This window comes from Streptococcus cristatus ATCC 51100, assembly GCF_000222765.1.
GTDB lineage: Bacteria > Bacillota > Bacilli > Lactobacillales > Streptococcaceae > Streptococcus > Streptococcus cristatus.
The window spans coordinates 66,989-87,273 of record NZ_AFUE01000002.1 but is presented as its reverse complement, the minus strand read 5'-3'; the positions used below and the strand labels follow the sequence as shown (position 1 = coordinate 87,273).

The 20,285-nt window shown below is 43.2% G+C and carries 29 protein-coding genes, 1 tRNA gene and 2 rRNA genes; all 32 read right to left on the bottom strand.

All coding sequences use genetic code 11. The features are described 5' to 3' along the window. Positions 1-34: 34 nt before the first annotated feature. Positions 35-2,934: ribosomal RNA gene (locus HMPREF9960_RS01380) — 23S ribosomal RNA — on the bottom strand. A 126-nt stretch (positions 2,935-3,060) separates the two neighbouring features. After that, positions 3,061-3,133, bottom strand: a tRNA-Ala gene (locus HMPREF9960_RS01375). Between the two features lie 53 nt (positions 3,134-3,186). Then, positions 3,187-4,733: ribosomal RNA gene (locus tag HMPREF9960_RS01370) — 16S ribosomal RNA — on the bottom strand. Together the 16S and 23S rRNA genes with 1 tRNA gene alongside form the textbook arrangement of a ribosomal RNA operon. Positions 4,734-5,181: 448 nt before the next feature. After that, positions 5,182-6,453, bottom strand: a complete 1,272-nt coding sequence (locus tag HMPREF9960_RS01365) for a glutamate-cysteine ligase family protein (protein WP_005592003.1) — start codon at positions 6,451-6,453, stop codon at positions 5,182-5,184. A 213-nt stretch (positions 6,454-6,666) separates the two neighbouring features. After that, complete coding sequence (gene rplQ, locus HMPREF9960_RS01360; protein WP_005591286.1) at positions 6,667-7,053, bottom strand: 50S ribosomal protein L17; 387 nt, start codon at positions 7,051-7,053, stop codon at positions 6,667-6,669. An 11-nt stretch (positions 7,054-7,064) separates the two neighbouring features. Beyond that, the gene (locus HMPREF9960_RS01355; protein ID WP_005591287.1) at positions 7,065-8,003 is read right to left on the bottom strand and encodes a DNA-directed RNA polymerase subunit alpha; all 939 of its coding nucleotides are present in this window, start codon (positions 8,001-8,003) and stop codon (positions 7,065-7,067) included. Positions 8,004-8,048: 45 nt separating this feature from the next. Next, entirely contained in the window at positions 8,049-8,432 is a 384-nt protein-coding gene (gene rpsK, locus HMPREF9960_RS01350; RefSeq protein WP_001118385.1) for a 30S ribosomal protein S11, read from the bottom strand. A gap of 17 nt (positions 8,433-8,449) precedes the next feature. Next, entirely contained in the window at positions 8,450-8,815 is a 366-nt protein-coding gene (gene rpsM, locus HMPREF9960_RS01345) for a 30S ribosomal protein S13 (RefSeq protein ID WP_005591288.1), read from the bottom strand. 17 nt (positions 8,816-8,832) lie between these two features. After that, positions 8,833-8,949 (bottom strand): 50S ribosomal protein L36, encoded by a 117-nt coding sequence (gene rpmJ / locus HMPREF9960_RS09870; protein ID WP_001808836.1) that lies wholly within the window; start codon positions 8,947-8,949, stop codon positions 8,833-8,835. Between the two features lie 24 nt (positions 8,950-8,973). After that, a complete protein-coding gene (infA, locus tag HMPREF9960_RS01340) occupies positions 8,974-9,192 on the bottom strand; it encodes a translation initiation factor IF-1 (RefSeq protein ID WP_001029883.1) in 219 nt (72 codons plus the stop codon). A gap of 116 nt (positions 9,193-9,308) precedes the next feature. Continuing rightward, entirely contained in the window at positions 9,309-9,947 is a 639-nt protein-coding gene (locus HMPREF9960_RS01335; protein WP_005591289.1) for an adenylate kinase, read from the bottom strand. A gap of 95 nt (positions 9,948-10,042) precedes the next feature. After that, positions 10,043-11,353: a preprotein translocase subunit SecY gene (secY, locus tag HMPREF9960_RS01330; RefSeq protein WP_005591290.1), complete on the bottom strand. Its 1,311-nt coding sequence runs from the start codon at positions 11,351-11,353 to the stop codon at positions 10,043-10,045. Positions 11,354-11,365: 12 nt separating this feature from the next. Continuing rightward, a complete protein-coding gene (gene rplO, locus HMPREF9960_RS01325; RefSeq protein WP_005592004.1) occupies positions 11,366-11,806 on the bottom strand; it encodes a 50S ribosomal protein L15 in 441 nt (146 codons plus the stop codon). Positions 11,807-11,957: 151 nt separating this feature from the next. Next, positions 11,958-12,140, bottom strand: a complete 183-nt coding sequence (rpmD, locus tag HMPREF9960_RS01320) for a 50S ribosomal protein L30 (RefSeq protein WP_002894509.1) — start codon at positions 12,138-12,140, stop codon at positions 11,958-11,960. Positions 12,141-12,153: 13 nt separating this feature from the next. After that, positions 12,154-12,648 carry a 30S ribosomal protein S5 gene (gene rpsE / locus HMPREF9960_RS01315; protein WP_005591292.1) on the bottom strand — a complete coding sequence of 165 codons (495 nt, stop codon included), beginning with the start codon at positions 12,646-12,648 and terminating at the stop codon, positions 12,154-12,156. A gap of 18 nt (positions 12,649-12,666) precedes the next feature. After that, a complete protein-coding gene (gene rplR, locus HMPREF9960_RS01310) occupies positions 12,667-13,023 on the bottom strand; it encodes a 50S ribosomal protein L18 (protein ID WP_005592009.1) in 357 nt (118 codons plus the stop codon). A gap of 85 nt (positions 13,024-13,108) precedes the next feature. Beyond that, positions 13,109-13,645, bottom strand: a complete 537-nt coding sequence (rplF, locus tag HMPREF9960_RS01305) for a 50S ribosomal protein L6 (protein ID WP_005591293.1) — start codon at positions 13,643-13,645, stop codon at positions 13,109-13,111. Positions 13,646-13,708: 63 nt separating this feature from the next. Continuing rightward, positions 13,709-13,888 carry a hypothetical protein gene (locus HMPREF9960_RS01300; RefSeq protein ID WP_000648250.1) on the bottom strand — a complete coding sequence of 60 codons (180 nt, stop codon included), beginning with the start codon at positions 13,886-13,888 and terminating at the stop codon, positions 13,709-13,711. A 166-nt stretch (positions 13,889-14,054) separates the two neighbouring features. Further along, on the bottom strand, positions 14,055-14,453 hold the full coding sequence (gene rpsH, locus HMPREF9960_RS01295) for a 30S ribosomal protein S8 (RefSeq protein ID WP_002899666.1): 399 nt from the start codon (positions 14,451-14,453) through the stop codon (positions 14,055-14,057). Positions 14,454-14,633: 180 nt separating this feature from the next. Beyond that, positions 14,634-14,819 carry a type Z 30S ribosomal protein S14 gene (locus HMPREF9960_RS01290; RefSeq protein ID WP_001085697.1) on the bottom strand — a complete coding sequence of 62 codons (186 nt, stop codon included), beginning with the start codon at positions 14,817-14,819 and terminating at the stop codon, positions 14,634-14,636. 17 nt (positions 14,820-14,836) lie between these two features. Beyond that, positions 14,837-15,379: a 50S ribosomal protein L5 gene (gene rplE, locus HMPREF9960_RS01285; RefSeq protein ID WP_005591294.1), complete on the bottom strand. Its 543-nt coding sequence runs from the start codon at positions 15,377-15,379 to the stop codon at positions 14,837-14,839. 23 nt (positions 15,380-15,402) lie between these two features. After that, entirely contained in the window at positions 15,403-15,708 is a 306-nt protein-coding gene (gene rplX, locus HMPREF9960_RS01280; RefSeq protein ID WP_005591295.1) for a 50S ribosomal protein L24, read from the bottom strand. A 77-nt stretch (positions 15,709-15,785) separates the two neighbouring features. Then, positions 15,786-16,154 (bottom strand): 50S ribosomal protein L14, encoded by a 369-nt coding sequence (gene rplN / locus HMPREF9960_RS01275; RefSeq protein WP_002894494.1) that lies wholly within the window; start codon positions 16,152-16,154, stop codon positions 15,786-15,788. A gap of 25 nt (positions 16,155-16,179) precedes the next feature. Continuing rightward, complete coding sequence (gene rpsQ / locus HMPREF9960_RS01270) at positions 16,180-16,440, bottom strand: 30S ribosomal protein S17 (protein ID WP_005591296.1); 261 nt, start codon at positions 16,438-16,440, stop codon at positions 16,180-16,182. Positions 16,441-16,467: 27 nt separating this feature from the next. After that, complete coding sequence (gene rpmC / locus HMPREF9960_RS01265; RefSeq protein ID WP_005591297.1) at positions 16,468-16,674, bottom strand: 50S ribosomal protein L29; 207 nt, start codon at positions 16,672-16,674, stop codon at positions 16,468-16,470. A gap of 9 nt (positions 16,675-16,683) precedes the next feature. Then, positions 16,684-17,097 (bottom strand): 50S ribosomal protein L16, encoded by a 414-nt coding sequence (gene rplP / locus HMPREF9960_RS01260; protein WP_005591298.1) that lies wholly within the window; start codon positions 17,095-17,097, stop codon positions 16,684-16,686. 3 nt (positions 17,098-17,100) lie between these two features. Next, positions 17,101-17,754 carry a 30S ribosomal protein S3 gene (gene rpsC / locus HMPREF9960_RS01255; RefSeq protein ID WP_005591299.1) on the bottom strand — a complete coding sequence of 218 codons (654 nt, stop codon included), beginning with the start codon at positions 17,752-17,754 and terminating at the stop codon, positions 17,101-17,103. A gap of 12 nt (positions 17,755-17,766) precedes the next feature. Beyond that, the gene (rplV, locus tag HMPREF9960_RS01250) at positions 17,767-18,111 is read right to left on the bottom strand and encodes a 50S ribosomal protein L22 (RefSeq protein ID WP_005591300.1); all 345 of its coding nucleotides are present in this window, start codon (positions 18,109-18,111) and stop codon (positions 17,767-17,769) included. An 11-nt stretch (positions 18,112-18,122) separates the two neighbouring features. Further along, positions 18,123-18,404, bottom strand: coding sequence for a 30S ribosomal protein S19 (gene rpsS / locus HMPREF9960_RS01245; protein ID WP_000533766.1), 282 nt, complete (start codon positions 18,402-18,404; stop codon positions 18,123-18,125). 86 nt (positions 18,405-18,490) lie between these two features. Then, entirely contained in the window at positions 18,491-19,324 is an 834-nt protein-coding gene (gene rplB / locus HMPREF9960_RS01240) for a 50S ribosomal protein L2 (RefSeq protein WP_002894482.1), read from the bottom strand. A gap of 17 nt (positions 19,325-19,341) precedes the next feature. Then, a complete protein-coding gene (locus tag HMPREF9960_RS01235) occupies positions 19,342-19,641 on the bottom strand; it encodes a 50S ribosomal protein L23 (RefSeq protein ID WP_005591301.1) in 300 nt (99 codons plus the stop codon). Next, entirely contained in the window at positions 19,641-20,264 is a 624-nt protein-coding gene (gene rplD / locus HMPREF9960_RS01230; protein ID WP_005591302.1) for a 50S ribosomal protein L4, read from the bottom strand. The genes HMPREF9960_RS01235 and rplD overlap by 1 nt, the downstream gene beginning before the upstream one ends. Between the last annotated feature and the right edge of the window lie 21 nt (positions 20,265-20,285).

The window sequence follows — 20,285 nt, the reverse complement described above, 5'->3', positions numbered from 1 at the left end:
CACAATACTTGCCAAAAGCTGCGCTCAATGAAAATTGGATAAGTCCTCGAGCTATTAGTATTAGTCCGCTACATGTGTCGCCACACTTCCACTCCTAACCTATCTACCTGATCTTCTCTCAGGGCTCTTACTAACTTGCGTTATGGGAAATCTCATCTTGAGGTGGGTTTCACACTTAGATGCTTTCAGCGTTTATCCCTTCCCTACATAGCTACCCAGCGATGCCTCTGGCGAGACAACTGGTACACCAGCGGTAAGTCCACTCTGGTCCTCTCGTACTAGGAGCAGATCCTCTCAAATTTCCTACGCCCGCGACGGATAGGGACCGAACTGTCTCACGACGTTCTGAACCCAGCTCGCGTGCCGCTTTAATGGGCGAACAGCCCAACCCTTGGGACCGACTACAGCCCCAGGATGCGACGAGCCGACATCGAGGTGCCAAACCTCCCCGTCGATGTGAACTCTTGGGGGAGATAAGCCTGTTATCCCCAGGGTAGCTTTTATCCGTTGAGCGATGGCCCTTCCATGCGGAACCACCGGATCACTAAGCCCGACTTTCGTCCCTGCTCGAGTTGTAGCTCTCGCAGTCAAGCTCCCTTATACCTTTACACTCTGCGACTGATTTCCAACCAGTCTGAGGGAACCTTTGGGCGCCTCCGTTACCTTTTAGGAGGCGACCGCCCCAGTCAAACTGCCCGTCAGACACTGTCTCCGATAGGGATCACCTATCCGGGTTAGAGTGGCCATAACACAAGGGTAGTATCCCAACAACGCCTCCATCGAAACTGGCGTCCCGATCTCATAGGCTCCTACCTATCCTGTACATGTGGCACAGACACTCAATATCAAACTGCAGTAAAGCTCCATGGGGTCTTTCCGTCCTGTCGCGGGTAACCTGCATCTTCACAGGTACTAAAATTTCACCGAGTCTCTCGTTGAGACAGTGCCCAAATCATTACGCCTTTCGTGCGGGTCGGAACTTACCCGACAAGGAATTTCGCTACCTTAGGACCGTTATAGTTACGGCCGCCGTTTACTGGGGCTTCAATTCATACCTTCGCGTTTCCGCTAAGCACTCCTCTTAACCTTCCAGCACCGGGCAGGCGTCACCCCCTATACATCATCTTACGATTTAGCAGAGAGCTGTGTTTTTGATAAACAGTTGCTTGGGCCTATTCACTGCGGCTGACTTATGTCAGCACCCCTTCTCCCGAAGTTACGGGGTCATTTTGCCGAGTTCCTTAACGAGAGTTCTCTCGCTCACCTGAGGCTACTCGCCTCGACTACCTGTGTCGGTTTGCGGTACGGGTAGAGTATGATACAACGCTAGAAGCTTTTCTTGGCAGTGTGACATCACTCACTCGCTACTAAACTTCGCTCCCCATCACAGCTCAACGTTACAGGTATAAGCATTTGACTCATACCACGCCTCACTGCTTAGACGTACATCCATTCGTACGCACGAGTTAGCCTACTGCGTCCCTCCATCACTTCATACTCTAGTACAGGAATATCAACCTGTTGTCCATCGGATACACCTTTCGGTCTCTCCTTAGGTCCCGACTAACCCAGGGCGGACGAGCCTTCCCCTGGAAACCTTAGTCTTACGGTGGATGGGATTCTCACCCATCTTTCGCTACTCATACCGGCATTCTCACTTCTATGCGTTCCAGCGCTCCTCACGGTACACCTTCTCCACACATAGAACGCTCTCCTACCATACCTATAAAGGTATCCACAGCTTCGGTAAATTGTTTTAGCCCCGGTACATTTTCGGCGCAGGGTCACTCGACTAGTGAGCTATTACGCACTCTTTGAATGAATAGCTGCTTCTAAGCTAACATCCTAGTTGTCTGTGCAACCCCACATCCTTTTCCACTTAACAATTATTTTGGGACCTTAGCTGGTGGTCTGGGCTGTTTCCCTTTCGACTACGGATCTTAGCACTCGCAGTCTGACTGCCGACCATAATTCATTGGCATTCGGAGTTTATCTGAGATTGGTAATCCGGGATGGACCCCTCACCCAAACAGTGCTCTACCTCCAAGAATCTCTATGTCGACGCTAGCCCTAAAGCTATTTCGGAGAGAACCAGCTATCTCCAAGTTCGTTTGGAATTTCTCCGCTACCCACAAGTCATCCAAGCACTTTTCAACGTGCCCTGGTTCGGTCCTCCAGTGCGTTTTACCGCACCTTCAACCTGCTCATGGGTAGGTCACATGGTTTCGGGTCTACATCATGATACTAATTCGCCCTATTCAGACTCGGTTTCCCTACGGCTCCGTCTCTTCAACTTAACCTCGCATCATAACGTAACTCGCCGGTTCATTCTACAAAAGGCACGCTCTCACCCATTAACGGGCTCGAACTTGTTGTAGGCACACGGTTTCAGGTTCTATTTCACTCCCCTTCCGGGGTACTTTTCACCTTTCCCTCACGGTACTGGTTCACTATCGGTCACTAGGGAGTATTTAGGGTTGGAGGATGGGTCCTCCCCAGATCCCGACGGGATTTCGCGTGTCCCGCCGTACTCAGGATTCTGCTAGGTACAGATTCTATTTAAAATACGAGGCTCTTACTCTCTTTGGCTGACCTTCCCATGTCATTCTTCTATAAAATCTGAGTCCACATTGCAGTCCTACAACCCCGAAGAGTAAACTCTTCGGTTTGCCCTCCTGCCGTTTCGCTCGCCGCTACTAAGGCAATCGCTTTTGCTTTCTCTTCCTGCAGCTACTTAGATGTTTCAGTTCACTGCGTCTTCCTCCTCATCTCCTTAACAGAGATGGGTAACAGGTAGTACCTGTTGGGTTCCCCCATTCGGACATCCCCGGATCTGCGCTTACTTACAGCTCCCCGAGGCATTTCGTCGTTTGTCACGTCCTTCATCGGCTCCTAGTGCCAAGGCATCCACCGTGCGCCCTTACTAACTTAACCTTATTTTTGACCTTTCAGTCTTAAACTCATTAATATTCACAGCGTTTCGGTTTATTTTCTTGTTACTATTTGATATAGTTATTCAATTTTCAATGGACAAGTTTAGAATAGTTTCCACTATCCTAATGGAGCCTAGCGGGATCGAACCGCTGACCTCCTGCGTGCAAAGCAGGCGCTCTCCCAGCTGAGCTAAGGCCCCACAAGACCTCTCAAAACTAAACATGACGACCAATGGCTTCCGTTTTTCCTTAGAAAGGAGGTGATCCAGCCGCACCTTCCGATACGGCTACCTTGTTACGACTTCACCCCAATCATCTATCCAACCTTAGGCGGCTGGCTCCTAAAAGGTTACCTCACCGACTTCGGGTGTTACAAACTCTCGTGGTGTGACGGGCGGTGTGTACAAGGCCCGGGAACGTATTCACCGCGGCGTGCTGATCCGCGATTACTAGCGATTCCGACTTCATGTAGGCGAGTTGCAGCCTACAATCCGAACTGAGACTGGCTTTAAGAGATTAGCTTGCCGTCACCGACTTGCGACTCGTTGTACCAGCCATTGTAGCACGTGTGTAGCCCAGGTCATAAGGGGCATGATGATTTGACGTCATCCCCACCTTCCTCCGGTTTATTACCGGCAGTCTCGCTAGAGTGCCCAACTAAATGATGGCAACTAACAATAAGGGTTGCGCTCGTTGCGGGACTTAACCCAACATCTCACGACACGAGCTGACGACAACCATGCACCACCTGTCACCGGTGTGCCGAAGCAAAATCCTATCTCTAGGACGGGCACCGGGATGTCAAGACCTGGTAAGGTTCTTCGCGTTGCTTCGAATTAAACCACATGCTCCACCGCTTGTGCGGGCCCCCGTCAATTCCTTTGAGTTTCAACCTTGCGGTCGTACTCCCCAGGCGGAGTGCTTAATGCGTTAGCTGCGGCACTGAGTCCCGGAAAGGACCCAACACCTAGCACTCATCGTTTACGGCGTGGACTACCAGGGTATCTAATCCTGTTTGCTCCCCACGCTTTCGAGCCTCAGCGTCAGTTACAGACCAGAGAGCCGCTTTCGCCACCGGTGTTCCTCCATATATCTACGCATTTCACCGCTACACATGGAATTCCACTCTCCCCTTCTGCACTCAAGTTAAACAGTTTCCAAAGCGTACTATGGTTAAGCCACAGCCTTTAACTTCAGACTTATCTAACCGCCTGCGCTCGCTTTACGCCCAATAAATCCGGACAACGCTCGGGACCTACGTATTACCGCGGCTGCTGGCACGTAGTTAGCCGTCCCTTTCTGGTAAGATACCGTCACAGTGTGAACTTTCCACTCTCACACTCGTTCTTCTCTTACAACAGAGCTTTACGATCCGAAAACCTTCTTCACTCACGCGGCGTTGCTCGGTCAGACTTCCGTCCATTGCCGAAGATTCCCTACTGCTGCCTCCCGTAGGAGTCTGGGCCGTGTCTCAGTCCCAGTGTGGCCGATCACCCTCTCAGGTCGGCTATGTATCGTCGCCTTGGTGAGCCGTTACCCCACCAACTAGCTAATACAACGCAGGTCCATCTGGTAGTGGTGCATTTGCACCTTTTAATTGACTATCATGCAATAGTCAATATTATGCGGTATTAGCTATCGTTTCCAATAGTTATCCCCCGCTACCAGGTAGGTTACCTACGCGTTACTCACCCGTTCGCAACTCATCCAGAAGAGCAAGCTCCTCCTTCAGCGTTCTACTTGCATGTATTAGGCACGCCGCCAGCGTTCGTCCTGAGCCAGGATCAAACTCTCATTAAAAGTTTGAGTTCTCACTCATTTCTGTCACTGACAGATTTATTGTTTTTTCTTTGTTCAGTACTACAACATATGTTGTAGCGCCCTGCACATTGGTTCGTCTTGTTCAGTTTTCAAAGGTCTTTATCGCTCTCTCAAGCGACAACTATATCAGTATATCACCTATCTATCCCCTTGTCAACACTTTTTTGAAATTTTTTTATCTTTTTTTCATCTTTTCTTCCTAACACCTCTATAACTACCTATAACTCAATAAATTAAAAGGGAAAGCCAACCTCTCCCTCTTACCTCTCCCCTATCCACTATATCACCGTGCTGCTAAAGTCTATTAAGTATTCCAAATACAATTAAATTCATTCAAACATACTCAAACTAGTATAATACACAGTCCAATCAATCACATAAAGAAATTTACTTCAGCTTTCTATCTAGAGGTTAAAAAGAAATTACTTTATCTCTCATTCATAAGCGGTAACAAGTAGCACTCTTCCCCTTCTTTTCGTTTCTCCAGACCTTTAACAGCTAATTGAAGGAGATCAGCTGCAAATGATTGAATAGAGTCTTGCTCCGCTTGTGTTAACTCGATTTGCGAATACTTTCTGCGTAGCCTTTTATAGTTACGCCCCTCTAATTTGAAGAAATCACAATCTTTAAGATAAGCGGTCACTTCCTCAAGATTAGCCAACAATCCCAAATGAAAAGCTGCTGGTGCAAAGGTCCTATTGAGAGGCTGAGCACAAGTGCTCCTAAATTCGATCGTTCCCCGCGCTGTCAAATCTTGGTATTGATAGCTTCTGTGATTACAAAAATCATCTGCATGGGGGATTACTAGACTTTCCTTGCCACTTAAATTGTATCCCTTGATTTGCTCCTGCTTTAGATACTCTCCAGCTACGATAGGAGGAAAATAATAGGTGTCACCCTCTCGCTCAACATTGAAAATGGCTGTATGATTTAAATAATTGAAAAAATCTTCCTCATCTTTGAAATTATGGGGATTAACACCGACATTTTCTACTAACAAGCCATGCATGGACTCTTCCCAGAAGCGGTCTCTCGAGATTCTAGTGTTAAAATCTTCTGTAAGTAATTCTGAATTGGCAAAAAGATAAGCTTTGGCAGCCTCGATTTGATTAAAGGTGTTAATTACCTGGATAAAATTCTCCCGTGAAACATCTAACTGTACCTGGCTCCCACAGATATAGCTACCATAATCAGGATGGCGATGGAAGAAATCTCCTCCAATTTTCTCACTCAAAGCTAGATATTGCATTAACATTTGATAGCGGGGATATTTAACAGGACCATTATCATTCTCCTTCCAGAATGGATGTAAACCATGACCCTGAAGTTCATGATGACTTTTGCGCAAAATCTTTTGAATGGTGTCTAAGTAATGATTAAAGCGTCTTTCAACTTCCTGAATTGTTTTCGCTTTTTCAAATGCGAACTCTAAAATATTGTAAGACACTTCAAAAAGTATCCGATCTTCGCTATCTGAAGCTTTTAATTGGATGGGATTGCCCTCTGAATCCCTTCTTTCTACGATAAAGCCATAGTCTGAATTTAGCCTTACTAACAGCTCCTTTGTTACACGAGTATCTGTCGCACCTCCCTGAAGATTCACAATCGGAAATTCTAACTCAATCCCAATATATAAGTCTGGATTTTCTTTTATGTTTGCCAAATAACGTTCTTTCAAAATAGCAATCGAATCTTGCATTTCTTCTCCTTCCCTCAACAAAGTTTTTCTTTTCCCATTCAAAAACGCCTGCTTACGAAATTGTTTTTCACTAAAAGCAATTTCGTAAACAAGCGTCTACCCTTTCATCATGATGATGAGTGTTCCCGCTAGGAAAAATCCTAGCGGTAGACCAGAGCTAGACTAAGAGTATAAGAACTCCATCATCATAACACTCAACAAAATTGATAAAAATTATACTAATTCAATAATTGCCATTGGCGCAGCATCCCCACGGCGTGGTTCAGTCTTAAGAATACGAGTGTATCCACCATTGCGCTCAGCATAGCGAGGTGCCAATTCAGAGAATAATTTTTGAAGAGCTGTAGTTGTAGTGTACTTGTTAGTCTCTTCATTGTAGTTTTCTGATGCAATTTCGTTACGTACAAAAGCTGCTGCTTGACGACGAGCATGCAAGTCACCACGTTTACCAAGAGTAATCATTTTTTCAACTGTTTTACGGATTTCTTTAGCACGAGCTTCAGTTGTTACGATTGATTCATTGATAATCAAGTCAGTAGTCAAATCACGAAGCATTGCTTTACGTTGTGAGCTAGTGCGTCCTAGTTTACGGTAAGCCATGTATTCCTCCTTTATTTATCATTTCTTAACCCAAGACCAAGGTCAGCAAGTTTAACTTTAACTTCTTCAAGACTCTTGCGGCCCAAGTTACGAACTTTCATCATTTCAGGCTCAGATTTTTCTGTCAAATCAAAGACAGTATTAATTCCTGCACGTTTCAGACAGTTGTATGAACGAACTGATAGATCCAATTCTTCAATAGTACGTTCCAAAATGCGATCATCTGAAGATTTCTCTGCTTCCTTCATCACATCAGTTGAAATAGCAACTTCTGTTAAATCTGTAAAGAGGTTCAGATGCTCTGTCAGGATACGAGCTGATAGTCCCAAAGCGTCTTCGGGAATAATTGTTCCATTCGTTAAAATTTCAAGGGTAAGTTTATCAAAACCATCGTTGCTACCAACACGAGCTGGTTCAACCTGGTAATTTACTTTTGTCACAGGCGTATAGATAGAATCTACCGCAAGTGTGCCTACTGGTGCATCATCTTTTTTATTTTCGTCAGCTGGTACATATCCACGACCGCTATTCACAGCCATTTTCGCTTTGAAGCGAGCACCTTCACTGATTGTAAAGAGATAATGATCAGGGTTTACAATTTCGATATCACTGTCTGTCAAAATGTCTCCAGCAGTTACTTCTGCAGGACCTTCAACATCCAATTCAATCATCTTTTCGTCTTGGACGTAAGATTTTACAGCAATCCCCTTGATGTTCAGAATAATCTGCATAACATCTTCACGGACCCCAGAAATCGTATCAAATTCGTGCAATACTCCTTCAATGTTGATAGAAGTCACTGCTGCACCTGGAAGTGAGGCGAGAAGTACACGACGAAGCGAATTCCCAAGTGTTGTACCGTAACCGCGTTCTAGCGGCTCAACTACAAACTTGCCATAATTTTTATTTTCATCAATTTTTGTTATATTTGGTTTTTCAAACTCAATCATTTAGTTAACTCCCTCTTAAACGAAAAGCAGTGTAATTGTTTATGATTATACACGGCGACGTTTTGGAGGACGAGCACCATTGTGTGGCACAGGAGTCACATCACGAATAGCAGTTACTTCCAGACCAGCTGCAGCAAGTGCACGAATAGCTGACTCACGACCAGAACCTGGACCTTTAACTGTAACTTCAACTGATTTAAGACCGTGTTCTTGTGCAGACTTAGCAGCTGCTTCAGATGCCATTTGGGCAGCAAATGGTGTAGATTTACGAGAACCTTTGAAACCAAGAGCACCAGCAGATGACCAAGCAATCGCATTACCATGCACATCAGTAATCATAACAATAGTGTTATTAAATGTAGCGTGAATATGTGCAATACCAGATTCGATATTTTTCTTCACACGACGTTTACGTGTTGGTTTAGCCAAGACTTTTACCTCCTATATTATTTTTTCTTACCTGCAATCGCAACGGCTTTACCTTTACGAGTACGAGCATTGTTCTTAGTGTTTTGTCCACGGACAGGAAGTCCACGACGGTGACGGATACCACGGTATGAACCGATTTCCATCAAACGTTTGATGTTAAGGTTTACTTCACGACGAAGGTCACCTTCAACCTTGATTGCATCCACTTCGCGACGGATAGCGTCTTCTTGATCTGATGTCAAATCTTTGACACGGATATCTTCTGAGATTCCAGCTGCAGCCAAAATTTTCTTAGAAGTTGGAAGTCCGATACCATACACGTAAGTAAGTGAAACGACTACACGTTTGTCATTTGGAATGTCAACTCCAGCAATACGAGCCATGTTTTCTCCTTTCTATCTTATCCTTGACGTTGTTTGTGTTTTGGATTTGCTGGGCAAATTACCATAACACGGCCATTACGACGAATAACTTTACAGTATTCGCAAATTGGTTTGACCGATGGTCTTACTTTCATTTCTTATCCCTCCAAGTTTTTCGATTATTTAAAGCGGTAAGTGATCCGTCCACGTGTCAAATCATAAGGACTCATCTCGACAGTAACACGATCTCCCGCTAAAATACGAATATAGTTTTTACGAATTTTACCAGAAACTGTTGCTAAAATCTGATGTCCATTTTCAAGTTCAACCGTAAACATTGCGTTCGGCATCGTATCAACTACTTTGCCTTCGACTTCAATCACATCGTCTTTTGCCACGCAAAAGTACCTCCCTAAATTTCGATAGATTCCTCTGAGCACAGAGGTAACAATTATAAGTCAGACTAATTCATTGTATCACTACTTGTCAAATATTGCAAGCAGGAAAAACGCTTTTATTTTAAATTTGACAAGACTTTTTCGATATCTGAGAAGACTGCCTCAATCTCTTGATTGCCCTGAATGTCGTGAACGAGTCCTTGAGCACGGTAATGATCAATAATTGGTTGGCCTTGAGCGATATTAACATCCAAACGACGTTTTACTGTTTCAGGTTTGTCGTCTTCACGTTGATAGTAATCTTCTTCTTTGTAATCCACTGGTGGGTTGAAAACCTTATGGAAGGTTTCCCCTGTTTCGCGGTGGATAATCCGTCCGCTCAAACGTTCTAACAAACTATCTGGATTTACTTCGATATTGATAACTGCGTCAAGTTGGATGTCCAGATCCGCAAGGATTTTATCCAAAGCATGTGCTTGATCAATTGTCCGTGGATAACCGTCCAACAAGAAACCAGTTTCTTTAATATCATCTTGTGCTAAGCGCTCTTTCACAATTCCGTTTGTCACTTCATCTGGCACCAACTCTCCTTTAGAAATGTAGGATTTCGCTAAAACACCCATTTCTGTTTCATTGGCCATAGCAGCACGGAACATATCCCCAGTTGAAATATGTGCCACGTGGAATTGTTCCACAATTTTGGCTGCTTGTGTTCCCTTGCCTGCGCCTGGCAAGCCCATAATCAAAAGATTCATGTTTTGTCTCCTTTTTTGTTTTTAAAGCAATCTATTAAAACACTTAATAAACTTTTTTAAAAACAAAATAGAAGGTTGACTAAGTCAACCTATTTCTATTCTGTTGTAGTATCCATAAATCCGACATACTTACGCTTCAGAAGATAACCTTCCAACTGTTTCATTCCTTCAATACCTGTTGAAATGATGATAAGAAGACTAGTTCCTCCAAGAGCAACTGCATCGGTCAGACCGAAAAGATCTTTGGCTAGGATCGGAATGATTGTGATAATTCCTAGGAATAGTGAGCCAACTGTCGCCAAACGGCGAAGCAATTTAGACATATATTCTTCCGTTCCCTTACCTGGACGGACACCCGGGATGTAGGCTCCACTCTTTTGTAAATTCTCTGCTGTCTTTTCAGGATTAATTTGTACAAATGTATAAAAGAAAGTAAAGAGAATAATCAAGAGGGCATAGGTAAACATACCACTGATGGTTGTAGTCGCTAGAAGCGCCTGCGCCGTCCGAACCCATGATGCGTTATAGCCCATAGCACTTACAAATTGGAAGATAGCTGCTGGAGCAGCTGTAATCGAACTTGCAAAGATAACTGGGATAACACCAGCAGGATTCACTTTTAACGGTAGGTAGGAACTTGAAGGGGCACCTTGAGCAATCTTCGTATATTGAATTGGAATTTTGTACTCAGCTTGTTGCACAAAGGTTGTGAAATAGATAATCACCAAAACCGCAACAATTAAAATTCCAACGAAAATCAAAGACGAATTGAGTCGATCGCTCGGGATATTAACAAAGTAATCTTCATAGATCCCTTTGATCATACCAGGAATACCAGATACAATCCCTGCAAAGATAATCATGGATACACCATTACCATAACCCTTATCTGTGATTTGCTCTCCTAACCAGGTCACAATAACTGAACCTGTCGTGAGGAGGGCACCAATCAAAAGATAGGTTTGCCAATTTGGATTCGCTACTAATTTGGTTCTCGACAAAGTCGCAAACCCAGCTGTAATCCCGATGGATTGGACAAAGGCCAATACCAGAGAAATATAGCGAGTTGCTTGATTAAGCTTTCTCCGTCCGACTTCCCCTTGCTTGCCCCACTCTACAAATTTTGGAAGCAAATCCATTTGCAAGAGCTGAACCACGATCGAAGCCGTGATGTAAGGGCTAACTCCGAGAGCAAAAACAGAGAAGTTACGCATGGCATTCCCTGAAACCAAGCTAAGCATGTTTAAGAAAGGTAAATCGCTTAAACTATTCAATGCTTTCGCATTAATTCCTGGAACGGTTATAGTTGTACCAATACGGAAAACTAAGATAATGAACAGTGTGAACAAAATCTTAGACCGTACTTGTTTTATTTTAAGTGCGTCTTTTAATAGCTTGAAAAACATAGGTCACCTCTCTTAGATGACTTCGACTGAACCACCTTTAGCAGTGATAGCTTCTTCAGCTGATTTAGAGAATTTAGCTGCTTTAACAGTCAACTTCTTAGTCAATTCTCCGTTACCAAGAATCTTAACACCAGATTTTTCAGCTTTTACAATACCTGCTTCGATGAGAACCACTGGAGTTACTTCTGTACCATCTTCAAAGACATTTAATTGGTCAAGGTTAACAATCGCGTATTCTTTACGGTTTACATTCAAGAAACCACGTTTTGGTACACGACGGAACAATGGAGTTTGTCCACCTTCAAAACCAAGACGAACACCGCCACCGCTACGTGCTTTTTGACCTTTTTGACCGCGACCAGAAGTTTTACCGTTACCTGATGAAGTACCGCGACCAACACGGTTGCGAACTTTACGTGAACCTGCAGCAGGTTGTAATTCATGAAGTTTCATTATTTTTTCTCCTCTTTTGTAAAATGCTAGCGCTCGTACCAGAGAAAAGGTGTCTCTGATACAAACTCGCCTATACATATATTTAGTTTTAGGGGCTGAGAAAATTCTCAAATCCCCTAATGTATCTTAATAAAAGTTTTTCAGCTAAGGCTTACTTAACTTCTTCAACAGTTACCAAGTGAGATACAGCAGTGATCATACCGCGTACCGCTGGATTGTCTTCTTTGATAACTGAGCTGTTCAATTTGCCAAGTCCAAGTGCTACAACAGTTTTACGTTGTGACGGGATGCGTCCGATTGGAGACTTAGTCAAAGTAATTTTAATTTGAGCCATGAGTTCCCCTTTCTTAAGCCAAGTCAGAAACTGAAATACCACGAAGGGCAGCAACTTCTTCAGCGCGTTTCAATTGTTTCAAGCCTTCAACAGTTGCGCGAACGATGTTGATTGGAGTGTTTGAACCAAGTGATTTAGATGTAACATCTGCCACACCTGCCAATTCGATGACGGCACGAACAGCACCACCAGCAGCAACTCCAGAACCTTCAACAGCTGGCTTAAGCAATACTTTCGCTCCACCAAATTCTGAAAGAACTTCGTGAGGAATAGTTGTACCAACCATTGGAACTTCGATCAAGTTTTTCTTCGCATCTTCAACTGCTTTACGGATAGCTTCTGGTACTTCTTGAGCTTTACCAGTACCGAAACCAACACGACCGTTGCGGTCACCAACTACTACAAGAGCTGCAAAACGAAGACGACGTCCACCTTTAACAACTTTAGTAACACGGTTGACTGCAACTAAGCGTTCTTCAAGTTCAACTGCATTGTCTTTAAATGCCATTTTCTAGTGTCCTCCCTATTAGAATTTCAATCCGTTTTCACGAGCTGCATCAGCCAAAGCTTTTACACGTCCGTGATAGAGATATCCACCGCGGTCAAACACCACTTCAGAAATACCTTTAGCAACTGCACGTTCTGCAACGAGTTTACCTACAACAACGGCTTGTTCAGTTTTAGTTCCTTTTGAAACTTCTTTGTCAAGAGTTGAAGCGCTTGCGAGCGTTACACCCGCTACGTCATCAATCACTTGAGCGTAGATGCCTGTATTAGAACGGAATACGTTCAAACGTGGGCGATCAGCAGTTCCAGAGAGTTTTCCGCGAACGCGACGGTGGCGTTTTTGGCGGACTTTATTTTTATCTGGTTTCGTAATCACAATTTTCACCTCTTATTATTATTGACGTGCCTTAGCACAAAATCGGAAAATAAATTGGCTGGCTGAAATGATCAGCCAATCAATATTATTTACCAGTTTTACCTTCTTTGCGGCGAACGAATTCACCAACGTAACGGATACCTTTACCTTTATATGGTTCTGGTGCACGAAGGCTACGTACATAAGCAGCTGTTTGTCCAACTGCTTCTTTTGAAATTCCGCTAACAACGATTGTTGTTGGGTTTGGAAGTTCAAAAGTAATTCCTTCTGGAGCTTCAACTTCGTCTGGGTGAGATTTACCTACAGCCAAGACAAGTTTCGAGCCTTGAAGTTGTGCACGGTAACCAACCCCACGCATTTCAAGTTCTTTCTTGAATCCTTCTGATACTCCAACAACCATGTTGTTCAAAAGGGCACGAGTAGTTCCGTGGATTGTTTTCATTTCTTTTGAATCGTTTGGACGGTGAAGAGTTACTTCAGTTCCTTCCACACGGATTTCAATATCTTTTGAGAACTCACGAGTCAGTTCTCCTTTAGGTCCTTTTACAGTTACAACGTTGTCATTGTTAGTGATTTCAACACCAGCAGGCAACACGATAACTTTATTACCAATACGTGACATGTTTATTTTCTCCTGTTAAATTGTCAGGCCGCAAGCGACCAGTTTTCACGGGGGGCATTCGGATTAGAGCAAACCTAGTTTCTTTCGAAAAGCTTTGACAAACTCCTGATATTCTGTCAATACATCAATAGCCGCAGGACTATAACCAATTTCACATAAAAGAGATACAAGGTCATCTTTTGACAATTCAGCCAAAGCGTCTTCTGCAACAATAAGTTTTTCATTCAATTCAGTAGCTTTCATCTTTTTCTCCTAAACTAATTTACTCTCTATTTAGCTGATCAGTAAATCAGCTAAATTGAACACGAGCTATGGTCTGTGTGAAAAAGACAAATCTTCCTAGAGTGTTAACACTCTTTGTCAGATTTCCTATTTTCACATTGCCCATGACGCTCTTTGTATCTTGATTTTACCAAACGTAAGCGATAACTTCTCCACCAACGTTCTTTTGGCGTGCTTCTTTATCAGTCAGCAAACCTTCAGATGTTGAAAGGATAGCAATTCCAAGTCCGTTCAAGACTTTTGGAAGGTCTTCGCGTTTCTTGTAAACACGTAGACCTGGTTTTGAAACACGTTTCAAACCAGTGATAACTTTTTCACCATTTTGTCCGTACTTAAGGAAGACACGGATAATGCCTTGTTTGTCATCTTCGATGATTTCAACGTTTTTTACAAAACCTTCACGCTTCAGGATTTCAGCAATCCCTTTTTTGATATTTGATGCAGGTACTTCAAGTACTTCGTGATTCGCTTGATTAGCGTTACGGATACGAGTCAAAAAGTCTGCAATTGGGTCAGTCATAACCATTTTATATTTCTCCTCTTACTAGTAGTTTGCAAGCTGCACTTGCTAGTTAATGATTGAGCTAGGCTCAGAATAAGTTTCTAGGCTTCAAGTCCTAAGTGAGTCTAGGCATCGGCTTGTAGGCATAACTAAAGTTAGGCAAAAGACGATAACGAAGAATCATGACGGAATTGGAAGCTAGAATTACCAAGATGCTTTGGTAACGCCTGGGATTTGTCCTTTGTATGCTAATTCACGGAAGCAAACACGGCAAAGTTTAAACTTGCGGTAAACTGAATGTGGACGGCCACATTTTTCACAACGAGTATAAGCTTGCGTAGAGAACTTCGCTGGGCGTTTGTTCTTAGCAATCATTGATTTTTTAGCCATTTGTTTTACCTCCTATATTATTTTGCAAAAGGCATTCCAAGGCCTGTAAGCAATGCACGTGACTCTTCGTCAGTGTTAGCAGTTGTTACGATAACGATATCAAGACCGCGAGTCTTATCAACGTCATCAAAGTTGATTTCTGGGAAGATCAATTGCTCTTTCACACCAAGAGTGTAGTTTCCGCGTCCATCAAATGATTTTGTTGGAACACCATGGAAGTCACGCACACGTGGAAGTGATACAGTAACCAATTTATCCAAGAACTCATACATACGTTCGCCACGAAGGGTTACTTTAGCACCGATCGCTACACCTTCACGAAGACGGAAGCCGGCGATTGATTTTTTAGCTTTAGTGATAAGTGGTTTTTGACCTGAGATAAGAGCCAATTCTTCAGCAGCTTTTTCAAGGTTTTTAGCGTTTGATACAGCGTCACCGACACCCATGTTCAAAACGATTTTATCCACTTTTGGCACAGCCATAACAGATGAGTAGTTGAACTTTTCAGTCAAAGCAGGTACTACTTCATTAAGATATTTTTCTTTTAAACGATTTGCCATTATACTTCTCCTTTCCTTCGTGATTAGTCAAGCACTTCGCCTGATTTTTTGTTGTAACGAACTTTTTTGCCGTCTACAAACTTGTAACCAACGCGTCCTGCAACACCATTTTTGTCAAGAACTTGAACGTTTGACGCATGGATTGGTGCTTCTTTTTCTACGATAGCACCTTGAGGGTTTTCGCTATTTGGTTTTTGGTGCTTCTTAACAAGGTTAACACCTTCAACAACAACTTTGTTTACTTTTGGAAGAGCTGCAACAACAAGTGCTTCAACACCCTTGTCCTTACCAGCAATTACGCGAACTTTGTCGCCTTTTTTTACAAACATTCTTAGGTTTCTCCTTTAATTTCTTACGCCCATGAGGGCACCCTGGAAAACTTCCAGGGGACTTGTTTGATTTTAGATTAAAGTACTTCTGGAGCTAATGATACGATCTTCATGAAGCCACCGTCACGCAATTCGCGAGCAACTGGGCCGAAGATACGAGTTCCGCGAGGAGTTTTGTCTTCACGGATGATGACTGCAGCGTTTTCGTCGAATTTGATGTATGAACCATCTTTACGACGAGCACCTGATTTAGTACGAACGATAACCGCTTTTACAACGTCACCTTTTTTAACCGCACCACCAGGAGTAGCTTGTTTTACAGATGCAACGATGACATCACCGATGTTGGCGAACTTACGTCCTGAACCACCAAGAACTTTGATTGTCAGGATTTCGCGAGCACCGCTGTTGTCAGCAACTTTCAAACGAGTTTCTGTTTGAATCATTTAAGTTTTCTCCTTTCTGGTTTGATTAGATGATAACCGCTTCTTCAATAACTTCTACAAGACGGAAGCGTTTTGTAGCTGAAAGCGGACGAGTTTCCATGATACGAACGATATCGCCTTCTTTGGCAACATTGTTTTCATCATGTGCTTTGTACTTCTTAGAGTAGTTAATACGCTTACCATAGACTGGGTGGTTACGTTTTGTTTCAACTACAACTGTGATTGTCTTATCCATCTTGTCAGAAACGACGCGTCCGACGAGGGTTTTACGTTGATTACGTTCCATTTTAGAATTTCTCCTTTCCCAAGTCTATTATTTAACTTCTGATTGAACAGTTTTGATACGTGCGATTTGTTTTTTCACTTCTTTCAAACGCGCTGTCTGCTCCAATTGACCAGTAGCGGCTTGGAAACGAAGGTCAAACAATTCTTTCTTCAATTCATTTTCACGCTTCGCGAGTTCTTCTTGAGAAAGACCACGAAGTTCTTTAACAAAATCTTGAATTTCTTTAAGTTTCATGCTTTCTCCTTATTCTGCTTCACGCTTTACGAATTTACATTTAACTGGCAATTTGTGGCTTGCAAGACGAAGAGCTTCACGAGCGATTTCTTCTGATACACCGGCGATTTCAAACATCACTTTACCACGTTTAACTGGTGCTACCCAACCTTCTGGAGCCCCTTTACCAGATCCCATCCGTACACCGATTGCTTTTGCAGTGTATGATTTGTGTGGGAAGATTTTGATCCAAACTTTACCACCACGTTTCATGTAACGAGTCATAGCGATACGGGCAGCTTCGATTTGACGGTTAGTGATCCAGTGGCTAGTAGTTGCTTGAAGACCATATTCTCCAAAAGTTACTTCTTTACCACCTTTAGCTTCACCACGCATTTTTCCGCGGAATTCGCGACGGTGTTTAACACGTTTAGGTACTAACATTGGTTATTTACCTCCTTTAGTGTTTTTACGAGCTGGAAGAACTTCACCACGGTAGATCCATACTTTAACACCAAGTTTACCGTAAGTAGTATCAGCTTCTTCCCAAGCGTAATCGATATCCGCACGAAGGGTGTGAAGTGGAACAGTTCCTTCAGAGTATCCTTCGCTACGAGCGATATCTGCACCGTTCAAACGACCTGATACTTGAGTTTTGATTCCTTTAGCTCCTGCACGCATTGCACGTTGGATTGCTTGTTTTTGAGCACGACGGAAAGCAACACGTTGCTCCAATTGACGAGCAATTCCTTCACCAACAAGGTGAGCATCCAAATCTGGAGATTTGATCTCGATGATGTTGATGTGTACTTGTTTTCCAGTTAATTTGTTAAGTTTTGCACGAAGTGCATCAACGTTTGCTCCACCTTTACCGATAACCATACCTGGTTTAGCAGTGTGAAGTGAAACGTTAACTTTGTTTACTGCGCGTTCGATTTCAATAGTTGAAACAGCTGCGTCAGCCAATTCTTTTTGAACGAATTTACGGATTGCAAGATCTTCATGAAGGTAATCCGCGTATTCTTTTTCAGCATACCATTTGGCATCCCAATCACGGATGATGCCGACACGCATACCAATTGGATGTACTTTTTGACCCACGATGTTACCTCCTTATTTTTCTGCAACAACCACAGTGATGTGGCTTGTGCGTTTGTTGATTGGTGAAGCTGAACCTTTAGCGCGTGGACGGAAACGTTTCATAGTTGGTCCTTCGTTTGCGAAAGCTTCAGATACTACCAAGTTAGCTTTTTCCAAACCAAAGTTGTTTTCAGCATTAGCGATTGCAGAGATCAATACTTTTTCGATAATGCCAGCAGCTTTGTTTGGAGTGAATTTCAAGATTGCGATTGCGTCAGCGACGTTTTTACCACGGATATTGTCAAGAACTAGACGAGTTTTACGAGGTGAAACACGCACTGTACGAGCCATTGCTTTAGCTGAAGTAATTTCTGCCATTTATGTTCTCCTTATTTTCTACGTGTTTTCTTGTCGTCTGCAGCGTGACCTTTGTAAGTACGAGTTGGTGCAAATTCACCAAGCTTGTGACCTACCATGTCTTCTTGGATGTAAACAGGCACGTGTTTACGTCCGTCATAGACTGCGATTGTGTAACCGATGAAACTTGGGAAGATCGTTGAACGACGTGACCAAGTTTTGATAACTTTTTTCTTTTCGTCGTTAGCTTGAGCTTCAACTTTTTTCATCAAATGCTCATCGACGAAAGGTCCTTTTTTAAGACTGCGTCCCATTTTTATGTTTTCTCCTTTAAAATAAGTACCACAGCGGCCTGCGCTGCTTAGCAGCGCTACCGAGCTGGCGGATAGATTGTTTTAGATTATTTCTCGTTGCGACGACGAACGATAAGTTTGTCAGATTTCGCTTTCTTGTTACGAGTTTTAAGACCAAGAGCAGGTTTGCCCCATGGAGTAGATGGCGCTTTACGACCAACTGGTGCTTTACCTTCACCACCACCGTGTGGGTGATCGTTAGGGTTCATTACAGAACCGCGAACTGTTGGACGGATACCTTTCCAACGGCTACGTCCTGCTTTACCAAGGTTAACCAAGCCATGTTGTTCGTTTCCGACAACACCAACTGTAGCACGGCAAGTACCAAGGATCATACGAACTTCGCCTGATTGAAGACGAACAAGAGTATATTTACCTTCTTGACCCAATACTTGAGCAGAAGCTCCAGCAGCACGGACCAATTCACCACCGCGACCTGGTTTCAACTCAATGTTGTGAACCAAAGTACCAACTGGGATGTTAGCAAGTGGAAGTGCGTTACCGACCTTGATATCTGCTTCAGGACCTGAAACGATACGTTGACCTACTTCAAGACCTTTAGGAGCGATGATGTATGCCTTCACACCGTCAGTATAGTGAACCAAAGCGATGTTTGCTGAACGGTTTGGATCGTACTCGATAGTTTTAACTACTGCTTCAACAGCATCTTTGTTACGTTTGAAGTCAATCAAACGGTAGTGACGTTTGTGACCGCCACCTTGGTGACGAACAGTGATGCGTCCGTTGTTGTTACGACCAGCTTTACTCTTAAGAGAAACGAGCAAAGATTTTTCTGGAGTGCTAGTAGTGATTTCAGCGAAATCCAAAGAAGTCATATTACGGCGACCGTTTGTTGTTGGTTTATAAACACGAATTCCCACGATATTTCCTCCTTAGATTATTCTGCTTCAGCAGCTCCGAACAACTCGATTGCTTTTGAATCTGCTGTCAGAGTGATGATAGCTTTTTTAGTTTTGTTAGTAAAACCAGTGTAACGTCCAACGCGTTTTGCTTTAGGTTTTACGTTGATAGTGTTGACATTAGCAACTTTAACTCCTTCAAAAGCAGCTTCAACAGCTTGCTTGATCAAAAGTTTGTGAGCGCGAGTGTCTACTTCAAATACGTATTTGCCTGCTTCAAGCTGAGCCATTGAGCTTTCAGTGATGACAGGCTTTTTGATAACGTCATACAAATTCATTATGCAAGAACCTCCTCAATTTTAGAGATAGCTGCTTGAGTAACAAGAAGTTTGTCGCTGTTTGCGATATCAAGAACACTTGCTGTTGTTGCTGTTGCAACTTTAACATTTGGAAGGTTACGTGCTGAAAGCGCAGCAAATTCATTTCCTTCTTCAAGAATAACAAGTACTTTTGTGTCAATGCTTAATGCTGCAAGCACTTTTGCAAACTCAGCAGTTTTTGGAGCTGTAAATGAAAGGCTGTCTACAGCTACGAATTTGTTTTCAGCAACTTTTTCAGAGTAAACTGATTTCAATGCCAATCTACGAACTTTTTGTGGAAGTTTGTAGGCATATGAACGAGGAGTTGGACCGAAGACGATACCACCACCACGCCATTGTGGAGAGCGGATAGAACCTTGACGAGCACGTCCAGTTCCTTTTTGACGCCATGGTTTGCGTCCGCCGCCTGATACTGCAGAACGGTTTTTAACAGCGTGAGTTCCTTGACGGAGGCTAGCGCGTTGGCTGATGATCACATCGAAGACAACTGATTCATTTGGTTCGATACCAAATATTGCGTCGTTAAGAACTACTTCACCAGCTTCTTTACCAGTTTGGTCAAATAATTTTACGTTTGCCATTGTGACTGATTTCCCCTTTCT

Coding starts and splice junctions, on each gene's coding strand:
- HMPREF9960_RS01365 (WP_005592003.1), bottom strand. CDS start 6,453: ATGCAAGATTCGATTGCTATTTTGAAAGAACGTTATTTGGCAAACATA.
- rplQ (WP_005591286.1), bottom strand. CDS start 7,053: ATGGCTTACCGTAAACTAGGACGCACTAGCTCACAACGTAAAGCAATG.
- HMPREF9960_RS01355 (WP_005591287.1), bottom strand. CDS start 8,003: ATGATTGAGTTTGAAAAACCAAATATAACAAAAATTGATGAAAATAAA.
- rpsM (WP_005591288.1), bottom strand. CDS start 8,815: ATGGCTCGTATTGCTGGAGTTGACATTCCAAATGACAAACGTGTAGTC.
- rpmJ (WP_001808836.1), bottom strand. CDS start 8,949: ATGAAAGTAAGACCATCGGTCAAACCAATTTGCGAATACTGTAAAGTT.
- HMPREF9960_RS01335 (WP_005591289.1), bottom strand. CDS start 9,947: ATGAATCTTTTGATTATGGGCTTGCCAGGCGCAGGCAAGGGAACACAA.
- secY (WP_005591290.1), bottom strand. CDS start 11,353: ATGTTTTTCAAGCTATTAAAAGACGCACTTAAAATAAAACAAGTACGG.
- rplO (WP_005592004.1), bottom strand. CDS start 11,806: ATGAAACTTCATGAATTACAACCTGCTGCAGGTTCACGTAAAGTTCGC.
- rpmD (WP_002894509.1), bottom strand. CDS start 12,140: ATGGCTCAAATTAAAATTACTTTGACTAAGTCTCCAATCGGACGCATC.
- rpsE (WP_005591292.1), bottom strand. CDS start 12,648: ATGGCATTTAAAGACAATGCAGTTGAACTTGAAGAACGCTTAGTTGCA.
- rplF (WP_005591293.1), bottom strand. CDS start 13,645: ATGTCACGTATTGGTAATAAAGTTATCGTGTTGCCTGCTGGTGTTGAA.
- HMPREF9960_RS01300 (WP_000648250.1), bottom strand. CDS start 13,888: ATGAAAGCTACTGAATTGAATGAAAAACTTATTGTTGCAGAAGACGCT.
- rpsH (WP_002899666.1), bottom strand. CDS start 14,453: ATGGTTATGACTGACCCAATTGCAGACTTTTTGACTCGTATCCGTAAC.
- HMPREF9960_RS01290 (WP_001085697.1), bottom strand. CDS start 14,819: ATGGCTAAAAAATCAATGATTGCTAAGAACAAACGCCCAGCGAAGTTC.
- rplE (WP_005591294.1), bottom strand. CDS start 15,379: ATGGCAAATCGTTTAAAAGAAAAATATCTTAATGAAGTAGTACCTGCT.
- rplX (WP_005591295.1), bottom strand. CDS start 15,708: ATGTTTGTAAAAAAAGGCGACAAAGTTCGCGTAATTGCTGGTAAGGAC.
- rplN (WP_002894494.1), bottom strand. CDS start 16,154: ATGATTCAAACAGAAACTCGTTTGAAAGTTGCTGACAACAGCGGTGCT.
- rpsQ (WP_005591296.1), bottom strand. CDS start 16,440: ATGGAACGTAATCAACGTAAAACCCTCGTCGGACGCGTCGTTTCTGAC.
- rpmC (WP_005591297.1), bottom strand. CDS start 16,674: ATGAAACTTAAAGAAATTCAAGATTTTGTTAAAGAACTTCGTGGTCTT.
- rplP (WP_005591298.1), bottom strand. CDS start 17,097: ATGTTAGTACCTAAACGTGTTAAACACCGTCGCGAATTCCGCGGAAAA.
- rplV (WP_005591300.1), bottom strand. CDS start 18,111: ATGGCAGAAATTACTTCAGCTAAAGCAATGGCTCGTACAGTGCGTGTT.
- rpsS (WP_000533766.1), bottom strand. CDS start 18,404: ATGGGACGCAGTCTTAAAAAAGGACCTTTCGTCGATGAGCATTTGATG.
- HMPREF9960_RS01235 (WP_005591301.1), bottom strand. CDS start 19,641: ATGAATTTGTATGACGTTATCAAAAAGCCTGTCATCACTGAAAGCTCA.
- rplD (WP_005591302.1), bottom strand. CDS start 20,264: ATGGCAAACGTAAAATTATTTGACCAAACTGGTAAAGAAGCTGGTGAA.